This window comes from Pantoea sp. LS15, from assembly GCF_012241585.1.
Taxonomy (GTDB): Bacteria; Pseudomonadota; Gammaproteobacteria; order Enterobacterales; family Enterobacteriaceae; genus Enterobacter.
On record NZ_JAAVXA010000009.1, the window covers coordinates 1 to 20,905 of the forward strand.

Annotated in this window: 16 protein-coding genes; 8 read left to right on the forward strand and 8 right to left on the reverse strand. The window is 53.7% G+C overall.

Features of this window, described 5'->3' with window-relative positions; all coding sequences use genetic code 11:
• Nucleotides 1-286: 286 nt before the first annotated feature.
• The 7 genes from dapB to folA all read left to right on the forward strand — a co-directional run bounded on the left by dapB (nucleotide 287) and on the right by folA (nucleotide 9,413).
• The gene (gene dapB / locus HED65_RS14275) at nucleotides 287-1,108 is read left to right on the forward strand and encodes a 4-hydroxy-tetrahydrodipicolinate reductase (RefSeq protein WP_114979060.1); all 822 of its coding nucleotides are present in this window, start codon (nucleotides 287-289) and stop codon (nucleotides 1,106-1,108) included.
• Between the two features lie 454 nt (nucleotides 1,109-1,562).
• A complete protein-coding gene (carA, locus tag HED65_RS14280) occupies nucleotides 1,563-2,711 on the forward strand; it encodes a glutamine-hydrolyzing carbamoyl-phosphate synthase small subunit (protein WP_114979061.1) in 1,149 nt (382 codons plus the stop codon).
• Between the two features lie 18 nt (nucleotides 2,712-2,729).
• Complete coding sequence (carB, locus tag HED65_RS14285; protein WP_028016645.1) at nucleotides 2,730-5,954, forward strand: carbamoyl-phosphate synthase large subunit; 3,225 nt, start codon at nucleotides 2,730-2,732, stop codon at nucleotides 5,952-5,954.
• 139 nt (nucleotides 5,955-6,093) lie between these two features.
• Nucleotides 6,094-6,327, forward strand: coding sequence for a YgdI/YgdR family lipoprotein (locus HED65_RS14290; RefSeq protein WP_114979062.1), 234 nt, complete (start codon nucleotides 6,094-6,096; stop codon nucleotides 6,325-6,327).
• Between the two features lie 103 nt (nucleotides 6,328-6,430).
• Entirely contained in the window at nucleotides 6,431-6,961 is a 531-nt protein-coding gene (gene kefF / locus HED65_RS14295; protein ID WP_114979063.1) for a glutathione-regulated potassium-efflux system oxidoreductase KefF, read from the forward strand.
• Complete coding sequence (gene kefC, locus HED65_RS14300; RefSeq protein ID WP_114979064.1) at nucleotides 6,954-8,819, forward strand: glutathione-regulated potassium-efflux system protein KefC; 1,866 nt, start codon at nucleotides 6,954-6,956, stop codon at nucleotides 8,817-8,819. The genes kefF and kefC overlap by 8 nt, the downstream gene beginning before the upstream one ends.
• A gap of 114 nt (nucleotides 8,820-8,933) precedes the next feature.
• A complete protein-coding gene (gene folA, locus HED65_RS14305; protein ID WP_008502023.1) occupies nucleotides 8,934-9,413 on the forward strand; it encodes a type 3 dihydrofolate reductase in 480 nt (159 codons plus the stop codon).
• Nucleotides 9,414-9,451: 38 nt separating this feature from the next.
• Here the strand turns inward: folA and apaH are convergent, their stop codons facing one another.
• Genes apaH through lptD form a run of 6 tightly spaced genes read right to left on the reverse strand, consistent with a single transcriptional unit; the run spans nucleotide 9,452 to nucleotide 16,181 of the window.
• Nucleotides 9,452-10,300, reverse strand: a complete 849-nt coding sequence (gene apaH / locus HED65_RS14310; protein WP_114979066.1) for a bis(5'-nucleosyl)-tetraphosphatase (symmetrical) ApaH — start codon at nucleotides 10,298-10,300, stop codon at nucleotides 9,452-9,454.
• 4 nt (nucleotides 10,301-10,304) lie between these two features.
• Complete coding sequence (gene apaG / locus HED65_RS14315; protein WP_028016649.1) at nucleotides 10,305-10,682, reverse strand: Co2+/Mg2+ efflux facilitator ApaG/CorD; 378 nt, start codon at nucleotides 10,680-10,682, stop codon at nucleotides 10,305-10,307.
• Between the two features lie 3 nt (nucleotides 10,683-10,685).
• A complete protein-coding gene (gene rsmA / locus HED65_RS14320; protein ID WP_013095540.1) occupies nucleotides 10,686-11,507 on the reverse strand; it encodes a 16S rRNA (adenine(1518)-N(6)/adenine(1519)-N(6))-dimethyltransferase RsmA in 822 nt (273 codons plus the stop codon).
• Nucleotides 11,504-12,490 (reverse strand): 4-hydroxythreonine-4-phosphate dehydrogenase PdxA, encoded by a 987-nt coding sequence (gene pdxA, locus HED65_RS14325; RefSeq protein WP_028016650.1) that lies wholly within the window; start codon nucleotides 12,488-12,490, stop codon nucleotides 11,504-11,506. Before pdxA ends, rsmA begins: the two co-directional genes overlap by 4 nt.
• On the reverse strand, nucleotides 12,490-13,776 hold the full coding sequence (gene surA, locus HED65_RS14330) for a peptidylprolyl isomerase SurA (RefSeq protein WP_114979067.1): 1,287 nt from the start codon (nucleotides 13,774-13,776) through the stop codon (nucleotides 12,490-12,492). The genes pdxA and surA overlap by 1 nt, the downstream gene beginning before the upstream one ends.
• A gap of 53 nt (nucleotides 13,777-13,829) precedes the next feature.
• Complete coding sequence (gene lptD, locus HED65_RS14335) at nucleotides 13,830-16,181, reverse strand: LPS assembly protein LptD (protein ID WP_114979068.1); 2,352 nt, start codon at nucleotides 16,179-16,181, stop codon at nucleotides 13,830-13,832.
• 238 nt (nucleotides 16,182-16,419) lie between these two features.
• On the opposite strand from lptD, the gene djlA reads away from it, so the two are divergent.
• Complete coding sequence (gene djlA, locus HED65_RS14340; protein ID WP_114979069.1) at nucleotides 16,420-17,235, forward strand: co-chaperone DjlA; 816 nt, start codon at nucleotides 16,420-16,422, stop codon at nucleotides 17,233-17,235.
• Nucleotides 17,236-17,265: 30 nt separating this feature from the next.
• Here the strand turns inward: djlA and rluA are convergent, their stop codons facing one another.
• A complete protein-coding gene (rluA, locus tag HED65_RS14345) occupies nucleotides 17,266-17,925 on the reverse strand; it encodes a bifunctional tRNA pseudouridine(32) synthase/23S rRNA pseudouridine(746) synthase RluA (protein WP_114979070.1) in 660 nt (219 codons plus the stop codon).
• 12 nt (nucleotides 17,926-17,937) lie between these two features.
• Nucleotides 17,938-20,844, reverse strand: coding sequence for an RNA polymerase-associated protein RapA (gene rapA, locus HED65_RS14350; RefSeq protein ID WP_114979071.1), 2,907 nt, complete (start codon nucleotides 20,842-20,844; stop codon nucleotides 17,938-17,940).
• Nucleotides 20,845-20,905: the final 61 nt, after the last annotated feature.

The window sequence follows — 20,905 nt, forward strand, 5'->3', positions numbered from 1 at the left end:
GTTTACGGGCCGTAAGTAATCCATAGATGCAAATGTCAGATTGCGATGCGCCTGGTAGGGCGCGGCTGGTAACAAAGCCTTACAGGCGCATATGAAAAACCTCCGGCTATGCCGGAGGATATTTATTTTGCCCCGTACATTATCGTGACGACAAAATCATGTCTTTTACTGATATTTAAGTCGGTTTCACGTTAAATTCTAATTATTGGTGTTTTCAGTTGGCAGCACAGAGCAAGGCTGGTTAATCTGAAAACGGTTTACATCATTTTAACGTAAGAGAATAACTATGCATGATGCACAGATCCGTGTCGCGATTGCGGGCGCGGGTGGACGTATGGGCCGTCAGCTGATTCAGGCGGCGCTACAGATGGATGGTGTGGCGCTGGGTGCGGCCCTGGAGCGTGAAGGTTCCTCACTTCTTGGTGCCGACGCAGGTGAGCTGGCAGGTGCGGGAAAGACGGGCGTTACCGTCCAGAGCAGTCTTGACGCGGTTAAAGATGACTTCGATGTATTCATCGACTTTACCCGTCCGGAAGGGACGCTGACGCATCTGGCGTTTTGCCGCGAGCACGGCAAGGGAATGGTCATCGGTACTACCGGTTTTGACGACGCAGGTAAGCAGGCTATTCAGGACGCATCAAAAGAAATTGCGATTGTTTTTGCTGCGAACTTTAGTGTGGGCGTAAACGTCATGCTCAAGCTGCTGGAGAAAGCGGCGAAGGTGATGGGCAACTATACCGACATTGAGATTGTTGAAGCGCACCACCGTTACAAAGTTGATGCGCCATCAGGTACGGCGCTGGCAATGGGCGAAGCGATTGCTCATGCACTTGATAAAGATTTAAAAGATTGCGCGGTCTATACCCGCGAAGGTTACACCGGCGAACGCGTGCCGGGAACCATTGGCTTCGCAACCGTGCGAGCGGGTGACATCGTCGGCGAACATACCGCGATGTTCGCCGATATTGGCGAGCGTGTTGAAATTACGCATAAAGCCTCCAGCCGTATGACATTTGCAAATGGTGCCGTACGTTCTGCTTTGTGGTTAAAAGGCAAGGAAAATGGTCTTTTTGATATGCGAGATGTGCTGGATCTTAACAATTTGTAAGGTTTATTACCCATCGTGATGTGGTTATTGCAGTCGTAATTACTTGATTGCATAGGGCAATAATTTATTGCCCTTTTATTTTTCTTATTTCGCCATTTATTTCGCTTATTACTTTTAAAAGTAAGTCTATTGCTCTATTTTTTCGTTGCTAAAATGTAAATTTTGACCATCTGGTCTACTTTTTATTACTCCCTTGCCAGATTTATCATTAAACTTGTCGCGCAAGCGTTTTCCGTGGTGATTTACCTGATCTTTTTGTCGGTTAAGCTATCTTCTGCGCACCAGGCTTGCAAAAGAACAAACAAAATATCCGTTTTAAGTTGACTTTTACCCACCAAATCTCCAGAATGCCGCCGTTTGCCAAAAATCCGCTGGCAACACATTTGCATTGATCCATGACATGGTTATGCATTAATATGCAAATAAAGTGAGTGAATATTCTCTGGAGGGTGTTTTGATTAAGTCAGCGCTATTGGTTCTGGAAGACGGAACCCAGTTTATCGGTCGGGCCATAGGGGCAACAGGTTCGGCGGTTGGGGAAGTCGTTTTCAATACTTCAATGACCGGTTATCAAGAAATCCTCACTGATCCTTCCTATTCTCGCCAAATCGTTACTCTTACTTATCCTCATATTGGCAATGTCGGCACCAATGCGGCTGACGAAGAATCCTCTCAGGTACATGCGCAAGGTCTGGTCATTCGTGACCTGCCGCTGATTGCCAGCAACTTCCGCAATACCGAAGACCTCTCTTCTTACCTGAAGCGCCATAACATTGTGGCGATTGCCGATATTGATACCCGTAAGTTAACGCGTCTGCTGCGCGAGAAAGGTGCACAAAACGGCTGCATCATTGCAGGTGATAACCTGGATGCGGCCCTGGCGCTGGAAAAAGCGAAAGCCTTCCCGGGCCTGAACGGCATGGACCTGGCGAAAGAAGTGACTACCGCTGAAGCCTACAGCTGGACGCAGGGTAGCTGGACGCTGGAAGGCGACCTGCCGGAAGCGAAAAAAGAGAGCGAGCTGCCGTTCCACGTGGTGGCCTACGATTTCGGCGCCAAGCGCAATATCCTGCGCATGCTGGTTGACCGCGGTTGCCGTCTGACCGTCGTGCCTGCACAAACCTCTGCGGAAGAGGTTCTGAAGATGAACCCGGACGGTATCTTCCTCTCGAACGGCCCGGGTGACCCGGCTCCGTGCGATTACGCTATCAACGCCATTAAATCTTTCCTGGAAACCGATATCCCGGTCTTCGGTATCTGCCTCGGACATCAGCTGTTGGCGCTGGCGAGCGGTGCGAACACCGTTAAGATGAAATTCGGTCACCACGGTGGTAACCACCCGGTGAAAGATATCGACAACAACACGGTGATGATCACCGCGCAGAACCACGGTTTTGCTGTCGATGAAGCGTCAATGCCGTCTAACCTGCGAGTGACGCATAAATCACTGTTCGATGGCACCCTGCAGGGTATCCACCGTACCGATAAGCCTGCATTCAGCTTCCAGGGCCACCCGGAAGCCAGCCCGGGCCCGCACGATGCCGCGCCGCTGTTCGATCACTTCATCGAACTTATCGAGCAATACCGTAAGACCGCTAAATAATCAGGAGCTGAGAAGACAATGCCAAAACGTACAGACATAAAAAGCATCCTGATCCTTGGTGCTGGCCCGATCGTGATCGGCCAGGCCTGCGAATTTGACTACTCCGGTGCGCAGGCGTGTAAAGCCCTGCGTGAAGAGGGCTACCGCGTCATTCTGGTGAACTCTAACCCGGCAACCATCATGACCGACCCGGAAATGGCTGATGCAACTTACATCGAGCCGATTCACTGGGAAGTGGTGCGTAAAATCATCGAGAAAGAGCGTCCGGACGCGGTGCTGCCAACTATGGGCGGCCAGACGGCGCTGAACTGTGCGCTGGAGCTGGAGCGTCAGGGTGTGCTTGCCGAGTTCGGCGTAACCATGATTGGTGCGACCGCCGACGCGATTGATAAAGCAGAAGACCGTCGTCGCTTCGACGTGGCGATGAAAAAAATCGGCCTCGACACCGCGCGTTCCGGTATTGCACACAACATGGAAGAAGCGCTGGCCGTGGCGGCCGACGTGGGTTATCCGTGTATCATTCGTCCTTCCTTCACCATGGGCGGCACCGGCGGCGGTATCGCGTACAACCGTGAAGAGTTCGAAGAGATTTGCGAACGCGGTCTGGACCTTTCCCCAACCAAAGAGTTGCTGATTGATGAATCGCTGATTGGCTGGAAAGAGTACGAGATGGAAGTGGTGCGTGATAAAAACGACAACTGCATCATCGTCTGCTCCATCGAAAACTTCGATGCGATGGGTATCCACACCGGTGACTCCATCACCGTGGCGCCTGCCCAGACCCTGACCGACAAAGAGTATCAAATCATGCGTAACGCCTCGATGGCGGTACTGCGTGAAATCGGCGTGGAAACCGGTGGTTCTAACGTGCAGTTCTCGGTGAACCCGAAAACCGGCCGCCTGATTGTTATCGAAATGAACCCGCGTGTATCCCGTTCCTCGGCGTTGGCTTCTAAAGCCACCGGCTTCCCGATTGCGAAAGTAGCGGCGAAACTGGCGGTGGGTTACACCCTCGACGAGCTGATGAACGACATCACCGGCGGCCGCACCCCTGCGTCCTTCGAACCGTCTATCGACTACGTTGTGACGAAAATTCCTCGCTTCAACTTCGAGAAATTCGCCGGCGCGAACGACCGTCTGACCACTCAGATGAAATCAGTCGGTGAAGTGATGGCGATTGGCCGCACCCAGCAGGAATCCCTGCAGAAAGCACTGCGTGGCCTGGAAGTGGGCGCGACCGGCTTTGACCCGAAAGTGAGCCTGGACGACCCGGAAGCACTGACAAAAATTCGCCGCGAGCTGAAAGACGCGGGCGCAGAGCGTATCTGGTATATCGCCGATGCTTTCCGCGCAGGCCTGTCTGTGGACGGCGTCTTCAACCTGACCAACATCGACCGCTGGTTCCTGGTGCAGATTGAAGAGCTGGTGCGTCTGGAAGAGAAAGTGGCGGATCTGGGCATCAACGGTCTGGACGCTGACTTCCTGCGCGTGCTGAAGCGTAAAGGCTTCGCCGATGCGCGTCTGGCTAAGCTGGCGGGCGTGCGCGAAGCGGAAATCCGTAAGCTGCGTGACCAGTTCAACCTGCACCCGGTTTACAAGCGTGTCGACACCTGTGCGGCAGAATTCTCTACCGATACTGCGTACATGTACTCCACGTATGAAGATGAGTGCGAAGCGAACCCGTCAGTCGACCGCGACAAAATTATGGTACTGGGCGGTGGCCCAAACCGTATCGGCCAGGGCATCGAGTTCGATTACTGCTGCGTTCACGCTTCTCTGGCGCTGCGTGAAGACGGTTACGAAACCATTATGGTTAACTGTAACCCGGAAACCGTATCGACTGACTACGACACCTCTGACCGTCTGTACTTTGAGCCGGTAACACTGGAAGACGTGCTGGAAATCGTGCGTATCGAGAAGCCAAAAGGCGTTATCGTGCAGTACGGCGGCCAGACCCCGCTGAAGCTGGCGCGCGCGCTGGAAGCAGCAGGTGTACCGGTTATCGGTACCAGCCCGGATGCGATTGACCGTGCCGAAGACCGTGAGCGTTTCCAGCAGGCGGTTGACCGTCTGAAACTGAAACAGCCGGCAAACGCCACTGTAACTGCGATTGAACAGGCCGTTGAGAAGGCGAAAGAGATTGGCTACCCACTGGTGGTGCGTCCTTCCTACGTACTGGGCGGCCGCGCGATGGAAATCGTTTATGACGAAGCTGACCTGCGTCGCTACTTCCAGACTGCGGTAAGCGTCTCTAACGATGCGCCAGTGCTGCTCGACCGCTTCCTGGACGATGCTGTAGAAGTGGACGTTGACGCTATCTGCGACGGCGAAATGGTGCTGATTGGCGGCATCATGGAGCATATCGAGCAGGCTGGCGTTCACTCTGGTGACTCCGCCTGTTCTCTGCCAGCGTACACCCTGAGCCAGGAGATTCAGGATGTAATGCGCCAGCAGGTACAGAAGCTGGCCTTCGAGCTGCAGGTTCGTGGTCTGATGAACGTCCAGTTCGCCGTAAAAGACAACGAAGTGTACCTGATTGAAGTGAACCCGCGTGCGGCACGTACCGTACCGTTCGTCTCCAAAGCGACCGGTGTTCCACTGGCGAAAGTGGCGGCGCGTGTGATGGCAGGCCAGACGCTGGCTCAGCAGGGCGTAACCAAAGAGATCATCCCACCTTACTACTCGGTGAAAGAAGTGGTGCTGCCGTTCAACAAATTCCCGGGCGTTGACCCGCTGTTAGGGCCAGAAATGCGCTCCACCGGGGAAGTGATGGGCGTAGGCCGCACTTTCGCAGAAGCGTTTGCGAAGGCACAGCTGGGCAGCAGCTCCACCATGAGAAAATCAGGCCGTGCGCTGCTCTCTGTTCGCGAAGGCGATAAAGAGCGCGTGGTTGACCTGGCTGCCAAGCTGCTGAAACAGGGCTTCGAGCTGGATGCGACCCACGGTACAGCGATTGTGCTGGGTGAAGCCGGTATCAACCCGCGTCTGGTGAACAAGGTACATGAAGGCCGTCCGCACATTCAGGACCGTATCAAGAATGGCGAATACACCTACATCATCAACACCACGGCGGGCCGTCAGGCGATTGAAGACTCCAAGCTGATTCGCCGCAGCGCGCTGCAGTACAAAGTGCACTACGACACCACCCTGAACGGCGGTTTCGCAACAGCCATGGCGCTGAACGCGGATGCCACCGAGAAGGTGATTTCGGTGCAGGAAATGCACGCGCAGATTAACAAGTAAGTAAAAATGCCCGGCAGCACTCTGTTGCCGGGCATTATCCCCACCTTCAGAACCTTCTGGTTTTCCATCCACATTCAGTCAGTTAGCCTAAAATAGTTAGGTCGATAATGAAATCCAACTGAATGCAGGGGAAAACACCATGCAAAATAAATTACTTATCACTTCTGTCTTTGCTGCCGCAGCGCTGTTCACCATAGCGGGCTGTTCATCTAATCAGGCAGTAAAAACCACCGATGGTCGTACTATTGTGACGGATGGTAAACCGCAGGTGGATGACGATACGGGCCTCGTTTCCTACAAAAATGCTGAGACCGGTAAAACGGAGCAGATCAACCGTGACCAGGTGAAATCGATGGGCGAACTGGATAACTAATTCAGAATTCTGACGTTAGCCCGTCAATAATATTCACTATTAGCCTGCTGAATTACTGACTACACTCTTTTGTTAAAAGAAAGCAGTAACAACAGGCTAATCAATGATTCTGATAATTTATGCACATCCCTATCCGCAGCACTCGCATGCGAATAAGCGGATGCTTGAGCAGGTAAGGACGCTTGATAACGTAGAGATACGTTCCCTCTATCAACTTTATCCCGATTTTAATATCGACATCGCCGCTGAGCAGGAAGCGGTTTCGCGCGCTGATCTGATTATCTGGCAGCACCCTATGCAGTGGTACAGCACCCCTCCGCTCCTGAAACTGTGGATTGATAAAGTCTTCTCCCATGGCTGGGCATATGGTCATAACGGCCATGCACTAAAGGGCAAAAACCTGATGTGGGCGGTCACGACCGGCGGTGGGGAAAGCCACTTTGATATTGGTTCCTTCCCGGGTTTTGACGTACTGGCACAGCCGCTGCAGGCCACCGCGCTCTATTGCGGGATGAACTGGCTTCCGCCTTTTGCGATGCACTGTACATTTGTATGCGACGATGAAACGTTGCAGGCGCAGGCTCGTCATTATAAACAACGCTTACTTGAGTGGCAGGAGGCGCACCATGGATAGCCATACGCTGATACAGGCGCTGATTTACCTCGGCGCGGCGGCGCTGATTGTGCCCGTGGCAGTACGTCTGGGGCTGGGGTCTGTCCTCGGCTATCTGATTGCGGGTTGCGTCATTGGGCCGTGGGGCTTTCGTCTGGTCACGGATGCTGAGGCGATTCTCCATTTCGCTGAAATTGGCGTCGTGCTGATGTTGTTTGTGATTGGCCTGGAGCTCGACCCACAACGATTGTGGAAACTTCGTGCCTCGGTATTTGGTGGTGGCGCGCTACAAATGGTGGCCTGCGGCCTGCTGCTGGGTGGGTTCTGCATCCTGTTGGGAATGGACTGGAAAGTGGCTGAGCTTATCGGTATGACGCTGGCGCTCTCCTCGACGGCCATTGCTATGCAGGCCATGAACGAGCGAAATCTGACCGTCTCTCAGATGGGGCGCAGTGCGTTTTCGGTGCTGCTGTTCCAGGATATTGCTGCTATCCCGCTGGTGGCAATGATCCCGCTGCTGGCGGCAAGTGGTTCCTCTACGACGCTGGGCGCTTTCGCATTGTCGGCATTGAAGGTGGTAGGGGCGCTGGCGCTGGTGGTCCTGCTTGGCCGCTACGTGACCCGTCCGCTGTTGCGGTTTGTTGCCCGCTCAGGACTGCGTGAAGTCTTCAGTGCGGTGGCACTGTTCCTGGTGTTCGGTTTTGGCCTGCTGCTGGAAGAGGCCGGTCTGTCGATGGCGATGGGAGCGTTCCTCGCGGGCGTTCTGCTGGCGAGTTCTGAATATCGTCACGCGCTGGAAAGCGATATAGAGCCGTTTAAAGGGCTACTGCTGGGACTGTTTTTCATCGGTGTGGGGATGTCAGTCGACTTTGGCACGCTGATTACACATCCGCTGCGGATCATCATCCTGCTGGTCGGTTTCCTGGTCATTAAAATGGCGATGTTGTGGTTGATTGCCCGTCCGCTGAAGGTGCCAAACAAACAACGGCGCTGGTTTGCTGTGTTGCTGGGGCAGGGAAGCGAATTTGCGTTTGTGGTCTTTGGCGCGGCGCAGATGGCAAACGTACTCGAGCCTGAGTGGGCGAAAGCGCTGACACTTGCCGTGGCGCTGTCGATGGCAGCGACGCCTGTTCTGCTGGTGGTGCTGACGCGTCTGGAAAAATCGGGCAGTGAGCAGGAGCGTGAAGCTGATGAAATTGACGAAGAACAGCCGCGCGTGATCATCGCCGGATTCGGGCGCTATGGGCAGATCGTTGGTCGTTTACTGCTGTCGAGCGGGGTAAAAATGGTTATCCTCGATCACGATCCTGACCATGTCGATACCCTGCGTAAATTTGATATGAAAGTCTTTTACGGGGATGCGACCCGTGTTGATCTGCTGGAGTCTGCCGGGGCGGCAAAAGCCGAGGTATTGATTAACGCCATCGACGATCCTGAGACCAGCATGCAGATGGTGGAACTGGTAAAAGAACATTTCCCGGAGCTAACCATTATCTCCCGTGCACGCGATGTGGATCATTATATCCGCTTGCGACAGGCGGGCGTCGAAGCACCTGAGCGTGAGACGTTTGAAGGTGCACTAAAGTCTGGTCGTATGGCGCTGGAAAATCTGGGGCTTGGCGCGTATGAAGCGCGAGAGCGTGCAGACCTGTTCCGCCGCTTCAATACCGATATGGTAGAAGAGATGGCAGCGATGGCGGGTAGTACAGCCACTGAGCGTGCAGCAGTGTTTAAACGTACCAGTGCGATGCTGACAGAGATCATCAATGAAGATCGTAATCATCTGTCGCTGATCCAGCGTCATGGCTGGCAGGGCACGGAAGAGGGCAAGCACACAGGTAACCCGGAAGACGAACCAGAGAGTAAACCTTCTGTGTGAAGTGGTGTTGCCAGCAATAATAAAAAATTTCTGTTTCTTTACCCTGCCGCCAGTCGACGAAAGATTAAGCTTTCCGTATAGTGGCGGCAATTTTTTGCATCCGGGAAATTTTCAATGATCAGTCTGATTGCAGCGCTGGCGGTGGACCGTGTTATCGGTATGGAAAATGCCATGCCGTGGAACCTGCCTGCCGATCTCGCATGGTTTAAACGTACGACGTTAAACAAGCCGGTAGTGATGGGCCGCCTGACCTGGGAGTCGATTGGTCGTCCATTGCCAGGCCGTAAGAATATTGTTATCAGTAGCCAGCCTGGCACTGATGATCGCGTCGAATGGGTGAAATCCGTGGACGAGGCGATTGCCGCATGCGGTAACGCCGAAGAGATCATGGTGATTGGTGGCGGTCGTGTGTACGAGCAGTTCCTGCCAAAAGCGCAGAAGCTGTATCTGACGCACATTGATGCAGAAGTGGAAGGGGATACCCATTTCCCGGATTACGATCCTGATGAATGGGAATCTGTCTTCAGTGAGTTTCACGATGCGGATGCGCAGAACTCCCATAGCTACTGCTTCGAGATTCTGGAACGTCGTTAAGTGATTTTCCCTCTCCCGGCCGGGAGAGGGAATAAAACTCAGGAGGCAACGGCCTCGTCTTCACCTAAGTCCAGCTGTCGGTTGGATGGCTGAACAAAGTAAGCCTTGTCTTCCCAGCGCAAGCAGGTTAACTCTCCACCCCAGCAGCATCCGGTATCAAGACCGTAGATACCTTCCGGTGTGCCTTTACCTTCAAGCGCAGCCCAGTGACCGAACACCACGCTGTACTCGTTTGTCACAGGCCCCGGAATGGCAAACCACGGCTTGAGCGGGGCAGGTGCACTTTCCGGTGTCTCTTTTGAATACATGTCCAGCTGCCCGTTCGGGAAGCAAAAACGCATCCGGGTAAAAGCGTTGGTGATAAAGCGCAGGCGGGCCAGACCGCTGAGATCTTCGCTCCAGTGGTTCGGCATATCGCCGTACATGGCATCGAGAAAGAATGGATATGAGTCGCTTGCCAGAACCGCTTCAACATCACGCGCACAGGCTTTCGCCGTTTCAAGATCCCATTGCGGTGTGATCCCGGCATGTGCCATCACCAGCTTTTTCTCTTCGTCGATCTGCAGCAAGGGCTGACGGCGTAGCCAGTTGATCAGATCGTCCGCGTCAGGCGCATCCAGCAATGGCGTGAGCCGGTCTTTGGGTTTGTTGCGACTGATCCCAGCAAAGACAGCCAGTAAATGCAGATCGTGATTGCCCAACACCATGCGCACGCTGTCTCCCAGCGATTTGACGAAACGTAAAACGTCAAGAGAGCCAGGGCCACGCGCAACTAAATCGCCCGTCAGCCAGAGTGTGTCCTGTTCGGGTGTAAAGTCGACCTGTTTTAATAATGCGATCAGTTCATCGTAGCAACCGTGAACGTCGCCAATCAGATATGTAGACATTAGATTAATGAATGAGTGTTGTAACGGCGAGACGGAACACAGGAATAGCAACGCGGAACACATTGCCATCAACGTCGACCATTTCGTAATGGCCTTGCATGGTACCCAGCGGCGTTTCAATCACCGCGCCGCTGGTATACTGATACTCTTCGCCAGGGTCGATATGGGGCTGTTCACCGACCACACCTTCACCCTGAACTTCGATTTCACGGCCATTACCGTTGGTGATAAGCCAGTAGCGCCCGCGCAGTTGCACAGGCATCCGCCCCAGATTGCGAATGGTCACGGTGTAAGCGAAGACATAGCGTTCTTCATCCGGTGAGGATTGAGATTCAACATAAACGCTTTGTACATGGACACAGACGCGGGGCGAATCAATCATGGCTTAACTCTCCTTCGGAGGCGCATTTTCACTGATGTAATTAGCCAGCTTGCAGTACTGCTCTACGGAAATGTTCTCTGCACGCATTGCCGGGTCGATTCCCAACTCAGCCAGCACGTCAACCGTAAACAGATTACCCAGGCTGTTACGGATCGTTTTACGGCGCTGATTAAAGGCTTCCGTAGTGATACGGCTCAGTACGCGCAGATCTTTGACCGGGTACGGCATGGTTTTATGCGGCACCAGGCGCACAACCGCAGAGTCTACTTTCGGTGGCGGCGTAAAGGCAGATGGCGGAACTTCGAGGACCGGGATCACGTTGCAGAAATATTGCGCCATCACACTTAAACGACCATACGCTTTACTGTTCGGCCCTGCAACCAGACGGTTAACAACCTCTTTTTGCAACATGAAATGCATGTCAGCAATGGCATCAGTATAGCTAAAGAGATGGAACATTAGCGGCGTGGAGATGTTATACGGCAGGTTGCCGAATACGCGCAGTGGCTGCCCCATTTTTTCCGACAGTTCGCCAAAGTTCATGGTCATGGCATCCTGCTGATAGATGGTCAGCTTTGGCCCCAGGAACGGGTGCGTTTGCAGGCGTGCGGCCAGATCGCGGTCCAGTTCGATAACGGTCAGTTCGTCGAGGCGTTCGCCTACTGGCTCGGTCAGTGCGGCAAGACCCGGGCCGATTTCGACCATAGCCTGACCTTTCTGCGGATTAATGGCAGAGACGATGCTGTCGATCACGAACTGATCGTTGAGGAAGTTTTGCCCGAAGCGTTTTCGGGCTAAGTGGCCCTGATGGACTCGATTAGTCATTGAGTATTAACAATCATTTTGATGGCGAGATTAAGCGCCGTAATAAAACTGCCGACATCCGCTTTCCCCTGGCCTGCCAGATCCAGCGCAGTACCGTGGTCAACGGACGTTCGAATAAAAGGTAAACCGAGGGTGATATTCACCCCGCGGCCAAAGCCCTGGTATTTTAGCACGGGCAGGCCCTGATCGTGGTACATCGCAAGTACGGCGTCGGCATTATCCAGGTATTTTGGCTGGAAAAGGGTATCAGCAGGCAGTGGCCCGCTTAAATTCATCCCTTTTGCACGCATTTCTTCAAGTACCGGAATAATGGTGTCGATCTCTTCGGTACCCATGTGCCCGCCTTCACCGGCGTGCGGATTCAGGCCGCAGACCAGAACGTGTGGCTGTTTGATGCCGAATTTGGTTTGCAGGTCATGATGCAGGATCCCGATGATTTCCCGCAGCAATTCCGGAGTGATGGCATCAGGGATGGCCTTAATGGGCAGGTGGGTTGTCACCAGAGCAACGCGCATCTCTTCCGTCGCCAGCATCATCACCACTTTCGGACTGTGCGAGCGTTCTTCAAAGAACTCGGTATGTCCTGTAAACGGGATACCCGCTTCGTTGATGACGCCTTTGTGCACGGGGCCGGTGATAAGCGCGGCAAATTCGCCCTTCAGACAACCGTCGCAGGCGCGTGCAAGGGTTTCAACGACATAGTGGCCGTTTTCCGTGCTGAGCTGGCCTGGGACAACAGGCGTACGGAGGGGAACAGAAAGCAGCGTGAGCGTACCGGCTTGTTGCGGTGCTGGCTGTTGACCTTCAACGTAAGGGATAAGCGTTAAAGGCAGACCGAGCAGTGTTGCCCGGTCTTGTAACAGTGTTGCATCTGCGCAGACAACCAGTTCTACCGGCCAGCTGCGCTGGGCAAGCTGGACAACGAGGTCAGGCCCAATCCCGGCGGGTTCGCCGGGAGTGATAACAACACGATGCTGTTTCATTAGTTACTCAGAATTTTCACGTAAGCACTGGCGCGTTGTTCCTGCATCCAGGTTGCCGCTTCTTCAGAGAACTTACGGTTAAACAGCATACGGTAGGCTCTGTCTTTCTGTGCCGCGTCGGTTTTATCAACGTTACGGGTGTCCATCAGCTCAATCAGATGCCAGCCAAACGAAGAGTGAACCGGAGCACTGATCTGGCCTTTATTCAGCTTCATCAGTGCATCGCGGAACGCAGGATCATAAATATCCGCAGCTGCCCAGCCCAGATCGCCGCCCTGGTTAGCAGAGCCTGGATCCTGAGAGAACTCTTTCGCAGCATTTGCGAAGGATGTTTTACCGCTCTTAATATCAGCAGCAATTTGTTCCAGCTTCGCACGTGCCTGATCATCATTCATGATCGGAGATACTTTCAACAGGATATGACGAGCATGGACTTCCGTAACGGAAATATTCTGGCTCTGTCCACGGAGATCGTTCACTTTCAGAATGTGGAAACCCACACCTGAACGGATTGGTCCGACGATATCGCCTTTCTTCGCCGTGCTCAGAGCCTGGGCAAAGATGGATGGCAACTCCTGAATACGTCCCCAACCCATCTGGCCGCCTTTCAGCGCCTGTTGGTCTGCGGAGTAGGTGATCGCCAGCTTGCCAAAGTCACCGCCATTACGCGCTTGTTCGACAATAGAACGTGCCTGGCTTTCTGCTTCCGCAGCCTGATCGGAGGTTGGGTTCTCTGGCAGCGGGATCAGAATGTGGCTCAGATTCAGCTCTGTGCTGGCATCATTCTGGTTACCGACCTGTTTTGCCAGCGCGTCCACTTCCTGAGGCAGGATCGTGACACGGCGACGCACTTCATTGTTACGCACTTCCGAAATCAGCATCTCTTTACGGATCTGGTTGCGGTAGGTGGCGTAGCTGATACCGTCGTAGGCCAGACGGCTGCGCATCTGATCCAGGGACATGTTGTTCTGCTTCGCGATGTTAGCGATCGCCTGATCAAGTTGCTCGTCAGTGACCTTCACACCCATTTTTTGACCCATCTGCAGAACGATCTGATCCATGATCAGACGCTCCAGGATCTGGTGGCGCAACGTTGCATCATCCGGAAGTTGCTGGCCTGCTTCGCCGGAATTGAGCTTCACAGATTTCATCAGACCGTCAACGTCACTTTCAAGCACGACGCCGTTGTTAACCACAGCAGCGACCTTATCAACAACCTGGGGGGCCGCGAAGCTGGTATTCGCAACCATAGCGACACCGAGCAGCAGCGTTTTCCAGTTCTTCATACTTTTTCCATTTCAATTAACCGCAAAGCGGATTACGTTGCAAATCAAGCACATTACAAGGAACTGCGGTAAGGCAGAATGTTCGAGCGCAGCATCTGCTGCGTGCCCAGGCCATAGTTGGAGCTCAGGCCGCGCAGTTCGACATTGAAGCCAATCACGTTATCGTATTTGCTCTGATTGTTGTCAGTATTCCAGCCGTTAAGCTTACGTTCGTAACCGACGCGCAGCGCGTAACAGCAGGAGTTATATTGCACACCGACCATCTGGTCGGCAGGCTTACTGGTGTTGGTGTCAAAGTAGTAAGCGCCTACGATTGACCAACGGTCGGCGATAGGCCAGCTTGCTGCGCCACCCACCTGAGAAATACCTTCTTTATACTGTTCGCTGTTGGCATAGTTTGGCAAAGTTGCCTGAATATATTCCGGACTGGCGTAACGGTACGTCAGTTGCACCATACGGTCTTCATCACGACGGTACTCAATTGCCGCACTGCTGGTTGCAATGTTGTCGAGACGCGTATCGTACTGCAGCCCACCGCGTAAACCCCAGCGATCTGTCATGCGCCAGTAAGTATCGCCCGCCCATACCAGGGAACCGGTCTTGTTGTCTTTCTCCCAGTTAATGTTGTCATCACCGGTACGAGACTCGGTGAAATAGTAGATTTGACCAACAGAAACGTTAAAACGTTCAACGGCTGACTCATCATATACGCGCGTTGTGACACCGGTCGTTAACTGGTTAGCGGAAGCAATACGGTCAAGACCGCCGTAGGTACGGTCACGGAACAGGCCGCTATAGTCAGACTGCAGGAAGGACGAGTCGTAGTTCTGGATTTTGCTCTGGTCGCGATACGGAACGTAGAGATACTGCATTCGCGGTTCCAGCGTTTGCGTATAGCCATCAGCCAGTAACCCCATATCACGTTCAAAGATCAGCTTACCGTCCATTTTAAATTGCGGAAGGGTACGGTTAACCGATTCCTGGAGATCTGTGTTGTTAGTGGCGTTGTAATCATCCACATTTTTCTGCTGATAGTGTGTCGCCATCAGCTTGGCTTCAGTATTCAGGCTTGCCCAGTCGTTAGACCACGGCAGGTTGATGGTTGGCTCCAGGTGAATACGCGTGGCTTCCGGCATATCCGAGTTGGTATTAACAAAATGTACCGCCTGCGCGTAAACGCGGGTGTCAAATGGCCCAACATCGTTCTGATACCAGTTCACATCTAGCTGCGGCTCTGCGCCGTAAGTGCTTCGCGTCTGGTTACTAAAGACCTGGAACTGTTTAGTCGACACCGTGGCGTTGAAGTTCTGAATGGCATAGCCAACGCTGAATTTCTGCGTGGCGTAGCCATCGGTACTGGAACCGTACTTGGAATCGAAGTCGTTGAAATAGTGCGGATCGCTGACTTTGGTGTAGTCGACGTTAAAACGCCAGACCTGATCCATTACGCCAGCGTGACGCCAGTAGTACATCCAACGGTGTTTATCACCTTCTGTTGGATACTCATCCTGGAAGACTTTATCCGATGGCAAATAATCCAGTTCCATCAAACCGGTACCCGCCTGGGTCAGATAGCGGAACTCGTTTTCCCACATGATGTTGCCGCGCTTATGGATATAGTGCGGCGTGATCGTGGCGTCCATGTTGGGCGCAATGTTCCAGTAATACGGCAGGTAGAACTCAAAGTAGTTCGTGGTGCTGTATTTGGCATTTGGGATCAGGAAGCCTGAGCGACGTTTGTCACCCACAGGAAGTTGCAGGTAAGGGCTGTAGAACACAGGTACCGGACCCAGCTTGAAGCGCGCGTTCCAGATCTCGGCAACTTGCTCTTCACGGTCATGGATAACTTCGCTCCCGACCACGCTCCAGGTATTCGAACCTGGCAGACATGAGGTAAACGTACCATTTTCCAGAATGGTATAGCGGTTTTCACCTCGCTGTTTCATCAGGTCAGCGTCACCGCGCCCCTGGCGACCCACCATCTGGTAATCACCTTTCCAGACGTTAGTATCTTTAGTATTCAGGTTTGACCAGGCTTTCGGACCTTTCAGGATGACCTGATTGTCGTCATAGTGCACATTACCCAGCGCATCCACCGTTCGTACCGGCTCGGCCGCACCTTCCGGCTGCTTCTGGTGCAACTGCACTTCATCTGCCTGCAGACGGCTGTTACCCTGGTTAATATCCACATTGCCCGTAAACGTGGCGTTGTCTGGATAGGTACCTTTGGAACTGTCGGCAGTAATGGTTACCGGTAAGTTATTTGTATCGCCACTCACCAGTGGGCGATTATAACTTGGGACGCCAAGCATACATTGCGAGGCGAGATCGGCCGCCAGCCCCTGTTGACTGTACAGGGCTGTGCCAATCATTGTGGCCAGGAGGGTGGGGATACGTTTTTTCATACGTTGTATTTTATTGTTCCGTCATCAGTGGCTACGGCTTACAAACGCTCAGAGACTATCTTACTCATCAGCGCAGTACCAGCGTTAATCCTGCCGTTTGCGTGCCAGAGTGTTAGGCTCGCTATCGAATGACGAGTATGATAAAGCAAATTATAGGCGATGTCCTTCAATTGACCGTGGCTTGAACACTGTGATGATGGCGTTGCGTCGTCCAGGAATATGACTATCCGGGGAGTATATGCAGTATTGGGGTAAAATAATCGGCGTTGTGTTCGCCATCATCATGGGTGCCGGGTTCTGGGGAATTGTGCTTGGGCTTATTATCGGCCATATGTTTGACAAGGCGCGCAGCCGCAAAATGGCCTGGTTTGCCAACCAGCGCGAGCGCCAGTCCCTCTTTTTCTCAACCACCTTTGAGGTCATGGGGCACTTAACCAAATCCAAAGGACGTGTGACAGAAGCCGATATTCAGATTGCCAGCGTCTTTATGGATCGCATGAATCTGCATGGTGACTCCCGTCTGGAGGCGCAAAATGCGTTCCGCATCGGTAAATCGGATAACTATCCACTGCGCGACAAAATGCGTCAGTTCCGCAGCGTCTGCTTCGGACGTTTCGATTTAATTCGGATGTTTCTGGAGATTCAAATTCAGGCGGCATTCGCCGACGGCTCACTTCATCCTAATGAACGTGATGTTTTATACGTCATTGCGGAGGAACTGGGGATTTCCCGTATGCAGTTCGATCAGTTCCTGCGGATGATGCAGGGCGGTGCGCAATTTGGCGGCGGCTATCACCAGCAGTCATCTGGCGGTGCCTGGCAGCAGGCGCAGCGTGGCCCGACGCTGGAGGACGCCTGCAATGTGCTTGGTGTGAAGTCAACGGACGACGCGACAACCATTAAACGCGCTTATCGCAAGTTGATGAGTGAACATCACCCCGACAAGCTGGTGGCAAAAGGTTTACCGCCAGAGATGATGGAGATGGCGAAGCAAAAAGCGCAGGAAATTCAGAAGGCTTATGAGCTCATTAAAGAGCAGAAAGGCTTTAAATAAGAATGGGCCCGACAGTGTCGGGCCTTATTTTTAGAAGTCTACCGGTGCTTTAAATGTCATCGCATTACCGAAAGCCGGATGGGTAATGGTCAGCGTCTGGGCATGCAGTTGCAGGCGTGGCGCTAATGCCAGCGCTTCTGGTGGCGCGTAGAATCGGTCTCCCAGAATCGGATGCCCTATGGCGAGCATATGTACGCGTAGCTGGTGAGAGCGTCCGGTAATCGGCTTTAATAATACGCGCGCGGTGTTATCCGGCGCGTACTCCAGCACTTCATACTCGGTTTGCGCCGCCTTGCCGGTTTCATAACACACTTTCTGCTTTGGCCGGTTCGGCCAGTCGCAAATCAGCGGTAAATCCACCAGCCCTTCCTCCTGCGCCGGGTGACCCCATACGCGTGCCACGTATTGTTTTTTCGGCTCGCGCTCGCGGAACTGGCGTTTAAGCTCCCGCTCCGCCGCTTTATTCAGAGCCACCACAATCACGCCGCTGGTTGCCATGTCCAGACGATGGACGGACTCGGCCTGCGGATAATCGCGCTGAATGCGCGTCATCACGCTGTCTTTGTGCTCATCCAGACGTCCTGGCACGGACAACAAGCCGCTTGGCTTGTTGACGACCATAATGTGCTCATCCTGATAAAGAATGACCAGCCAGGGATCCGTCGGTGGATTGTAGGGCTCCATTACCATTTCGCGCTCCGTTTACTGATGCGTCACAACGATGAGACGCAGGGCATCCAGACGCCAGCTAGCCTGGTTCAGGCTTTCCAGCACCTGCTGGCGGTTGCTTTCAATCGCCGTCAGCTCGTCGTCACGGATGTTCGGGTTCACCGCTTTCAGCGCTTCCAGACGGGAAAGTTCAGCAGACAACTTCTCGTCTGCTTCACTGCGCGCAGCATCAATCAGCGCCCTGGCCGCTTTTTCAACCTGGGTTTCACCCAGTTGCAGAATGGCATGCACGTCCTGCTGAACCGCGTTGACCAGCTTGCTGCCCGTATGACGGTTTACCGCACTTAACTGACGGTTGAAGCTCTCGAACTCGACCTGTGCAGCCAGGTTGGTGCCGTTTTTGTCCAGCAGCAGACGCACTGGGGTTGGCGGCAGGAAGCGGGTGAGCTGCAGCTGTTTCGGCGCCTGTGCTTCCACAACGTAGATCAGCTCGACCAGCAGGGTCCCGACTGGCAGCGCCTTGTTTTTCAACAGGGAGATGGTGCTGCTGCCGGTGTCACCGGAGAGGATCAGATCCAGACCGTTACGGATCAGCGGGTGCTCCCAGGTAATGAACTGGGCATCTTCGCGAGAGAGGGCCACATCACGCTCGAAAGTGATGGTGCAGCCATCTTCCGGCAGGCCCGGGAAATCCGGCACCAGCATATGATCGGACGGGGTCAGAACGATCATATTCTCACCGCGATCATCCTGGTTGATCCCGACGATGTCGAACAAGTTCATGGAGAAGCTGATCAGGCTGGTGTCGTCATCCTGCTCTTCAATGCTTTCAGCCAGCGCTTGTGCCTTTTCGCCACCGTTGGAGTGGATCTCCAGCAGGCGGTCGCGCCCCTGTTCCAGCTGTGCTTTCAGCGCGTCATGCTTCTCACGGCAGGATTTGATCAGCTCATCAAAACCGTCGGTTGTTTCTGGCGCTGCCAGGTAACCGATCAAGTCGCTATGAACCTGATCATAAATGGTGCGGCCGGTTGGGCAGGTATGTTCAAACGCATCCAGACCTTCGTGGAACCAGCGCACCAGAACGGACTGAGCGGTTTTTTCCAGATATGGAACATGGATCTGAATATCGTGGGCCTGACCGATACGATCCAGACGACCGATACGCTGCTCCAGCAGGTCCGGGTTAAACGGCAGATCGAACATCACGAGATTGCTGGCGAACTGGAAGTTACGACCTTCAGAGCCGATCTCAGAACACAGCAGAACTTGTGCGCCACTGTCTTCTTCACCAAACCAGGCTGCCGCACGGTCACGTTCAACAATAGACATGCCTTCGTGGAACACGGCGGCACGAATACCTTCACGTTCACGCAGAACCTGCTCCAGCTGCAGTGCAGTGGCGGCTTTGGCGCAGATCACCAGCACTTTCTGAGAACGGTGTGCGGTCAGGTAGCCCATCAGCCACTCAACGCGTGGGTCAAAGTTCCACCAGGTGCCGGTATCACCTTCGAATTCCTGGTAAATTTGTTCCGGGTAGAGCATGTCACGCGCACGTTCCTCGGCAGTTTTACGCGCCCCCATAATTCCGGATACTTTAATCGCCGTCTGGTACTGCGTTGGCAGTGGCAGTTTGATGGTGTGCAGTTCGCGTTTCGGGAAACCTTTCACGCCGTTACGGGTGTTACGGAACAGGACACGGCTGGTTCCGTGACGGTCCATCAGCATATCGATCAGTTCTTTACGTGCTGATTCCGCGTTGTCACCTTCGCTGTTGGCTGCCTGCAGCAGCGGCTCAATATCCTGCTCGCCAATCAGATCGCTCAGGGTGTTGAGTTCGTCATTGGACAGACGTTTACCCGCCAGTAAAAGGGCGACAGCGTCGGCAACCGGGCGGTAGTTTTTCTGCTCTTCAACAAACTGCTCAAAATCATGGAAACGGTTTGGATCGAGCAGGCGCAAACGCGCAAAGTGGCTTTCCAGCCCCAGCTGTTCCGGCGTTGCGGTCAGCAGAAGGACGCCAGGTACACGTTCGGCAAGCTGTTCGATCGCCATATATTCGCGGCTCGGCGCATCTTCACTCCAGACCAGATGGTGCGCTTCATCGACGACCATCAGATCCCATTCGGCATCGCACAGATGCTCAAGACGCTGCTTGCTGCGGCGCACGAAGTCCAGCGAGCAAATGACCAGTTGTTCAGTTTCAAACGGGTTGTCAGCATCGTGCTGGGCTTCTGCGTAGCGTTCGTCGTCAAACAGCGAGAAGCGCAGGTTAAAGCGGCGCAGCATTTCGACCAGCCACTGATGCTGCAGGGTTTCAGGAACCACAATCAGCACGCGTTCGGCTGCGCCAGAAAGCAGCTGTTGATGCAGGATCATACCGGCTTCAATAGTCTTACCCAGACCCACTTCGTCTGCCAGCAGTACGCGAGGTGCATGACGACGGCCGACGTCATGGGCGATATTCAACTGGTGAGGGATAAGGCTGGTGCGTTGACCACGCAGGCCGCTCCACGGCATACGGTACTGTTCACTCTGGAACTTACGTGCGCGATAGCGCAGAGAGAAACGATCCATGCGGTCAATTTGCCCGGCAAACAGGCGGTCCTGCGGCTTACTGAAAACCAGTTTGCTGTCGAGCAGCACTTCACGCAGGATGACATTGCTCTCGTCAGTGTCCAGGCGAGTACCAATGTAGGCGAGCAGTCCATTCTCTTCTTTTACGTCTTCAACCTTGAGCTGCCAGCCGTCATGGCTGGTCACGGTGTCACCCGGATTAAACATCACGCGGGTCACAGGGGAGTCATTGCGAGCGTACAGGCGGTTTTCACCAGTGGCAGGGAAGAGGAGGGTAACCATGCGCGCATCGACGGCAACGACAGTTCCTAATCCGAGTTCGCTTTCTGTATCGCTGATCCAGCGTTGACCAAGTGTAAAAGGCATAGTTGTTCGGCTCTAATCTTTAATTGCAGGCAATAGTTCGACCCCGTCAAAAAAGACGGTC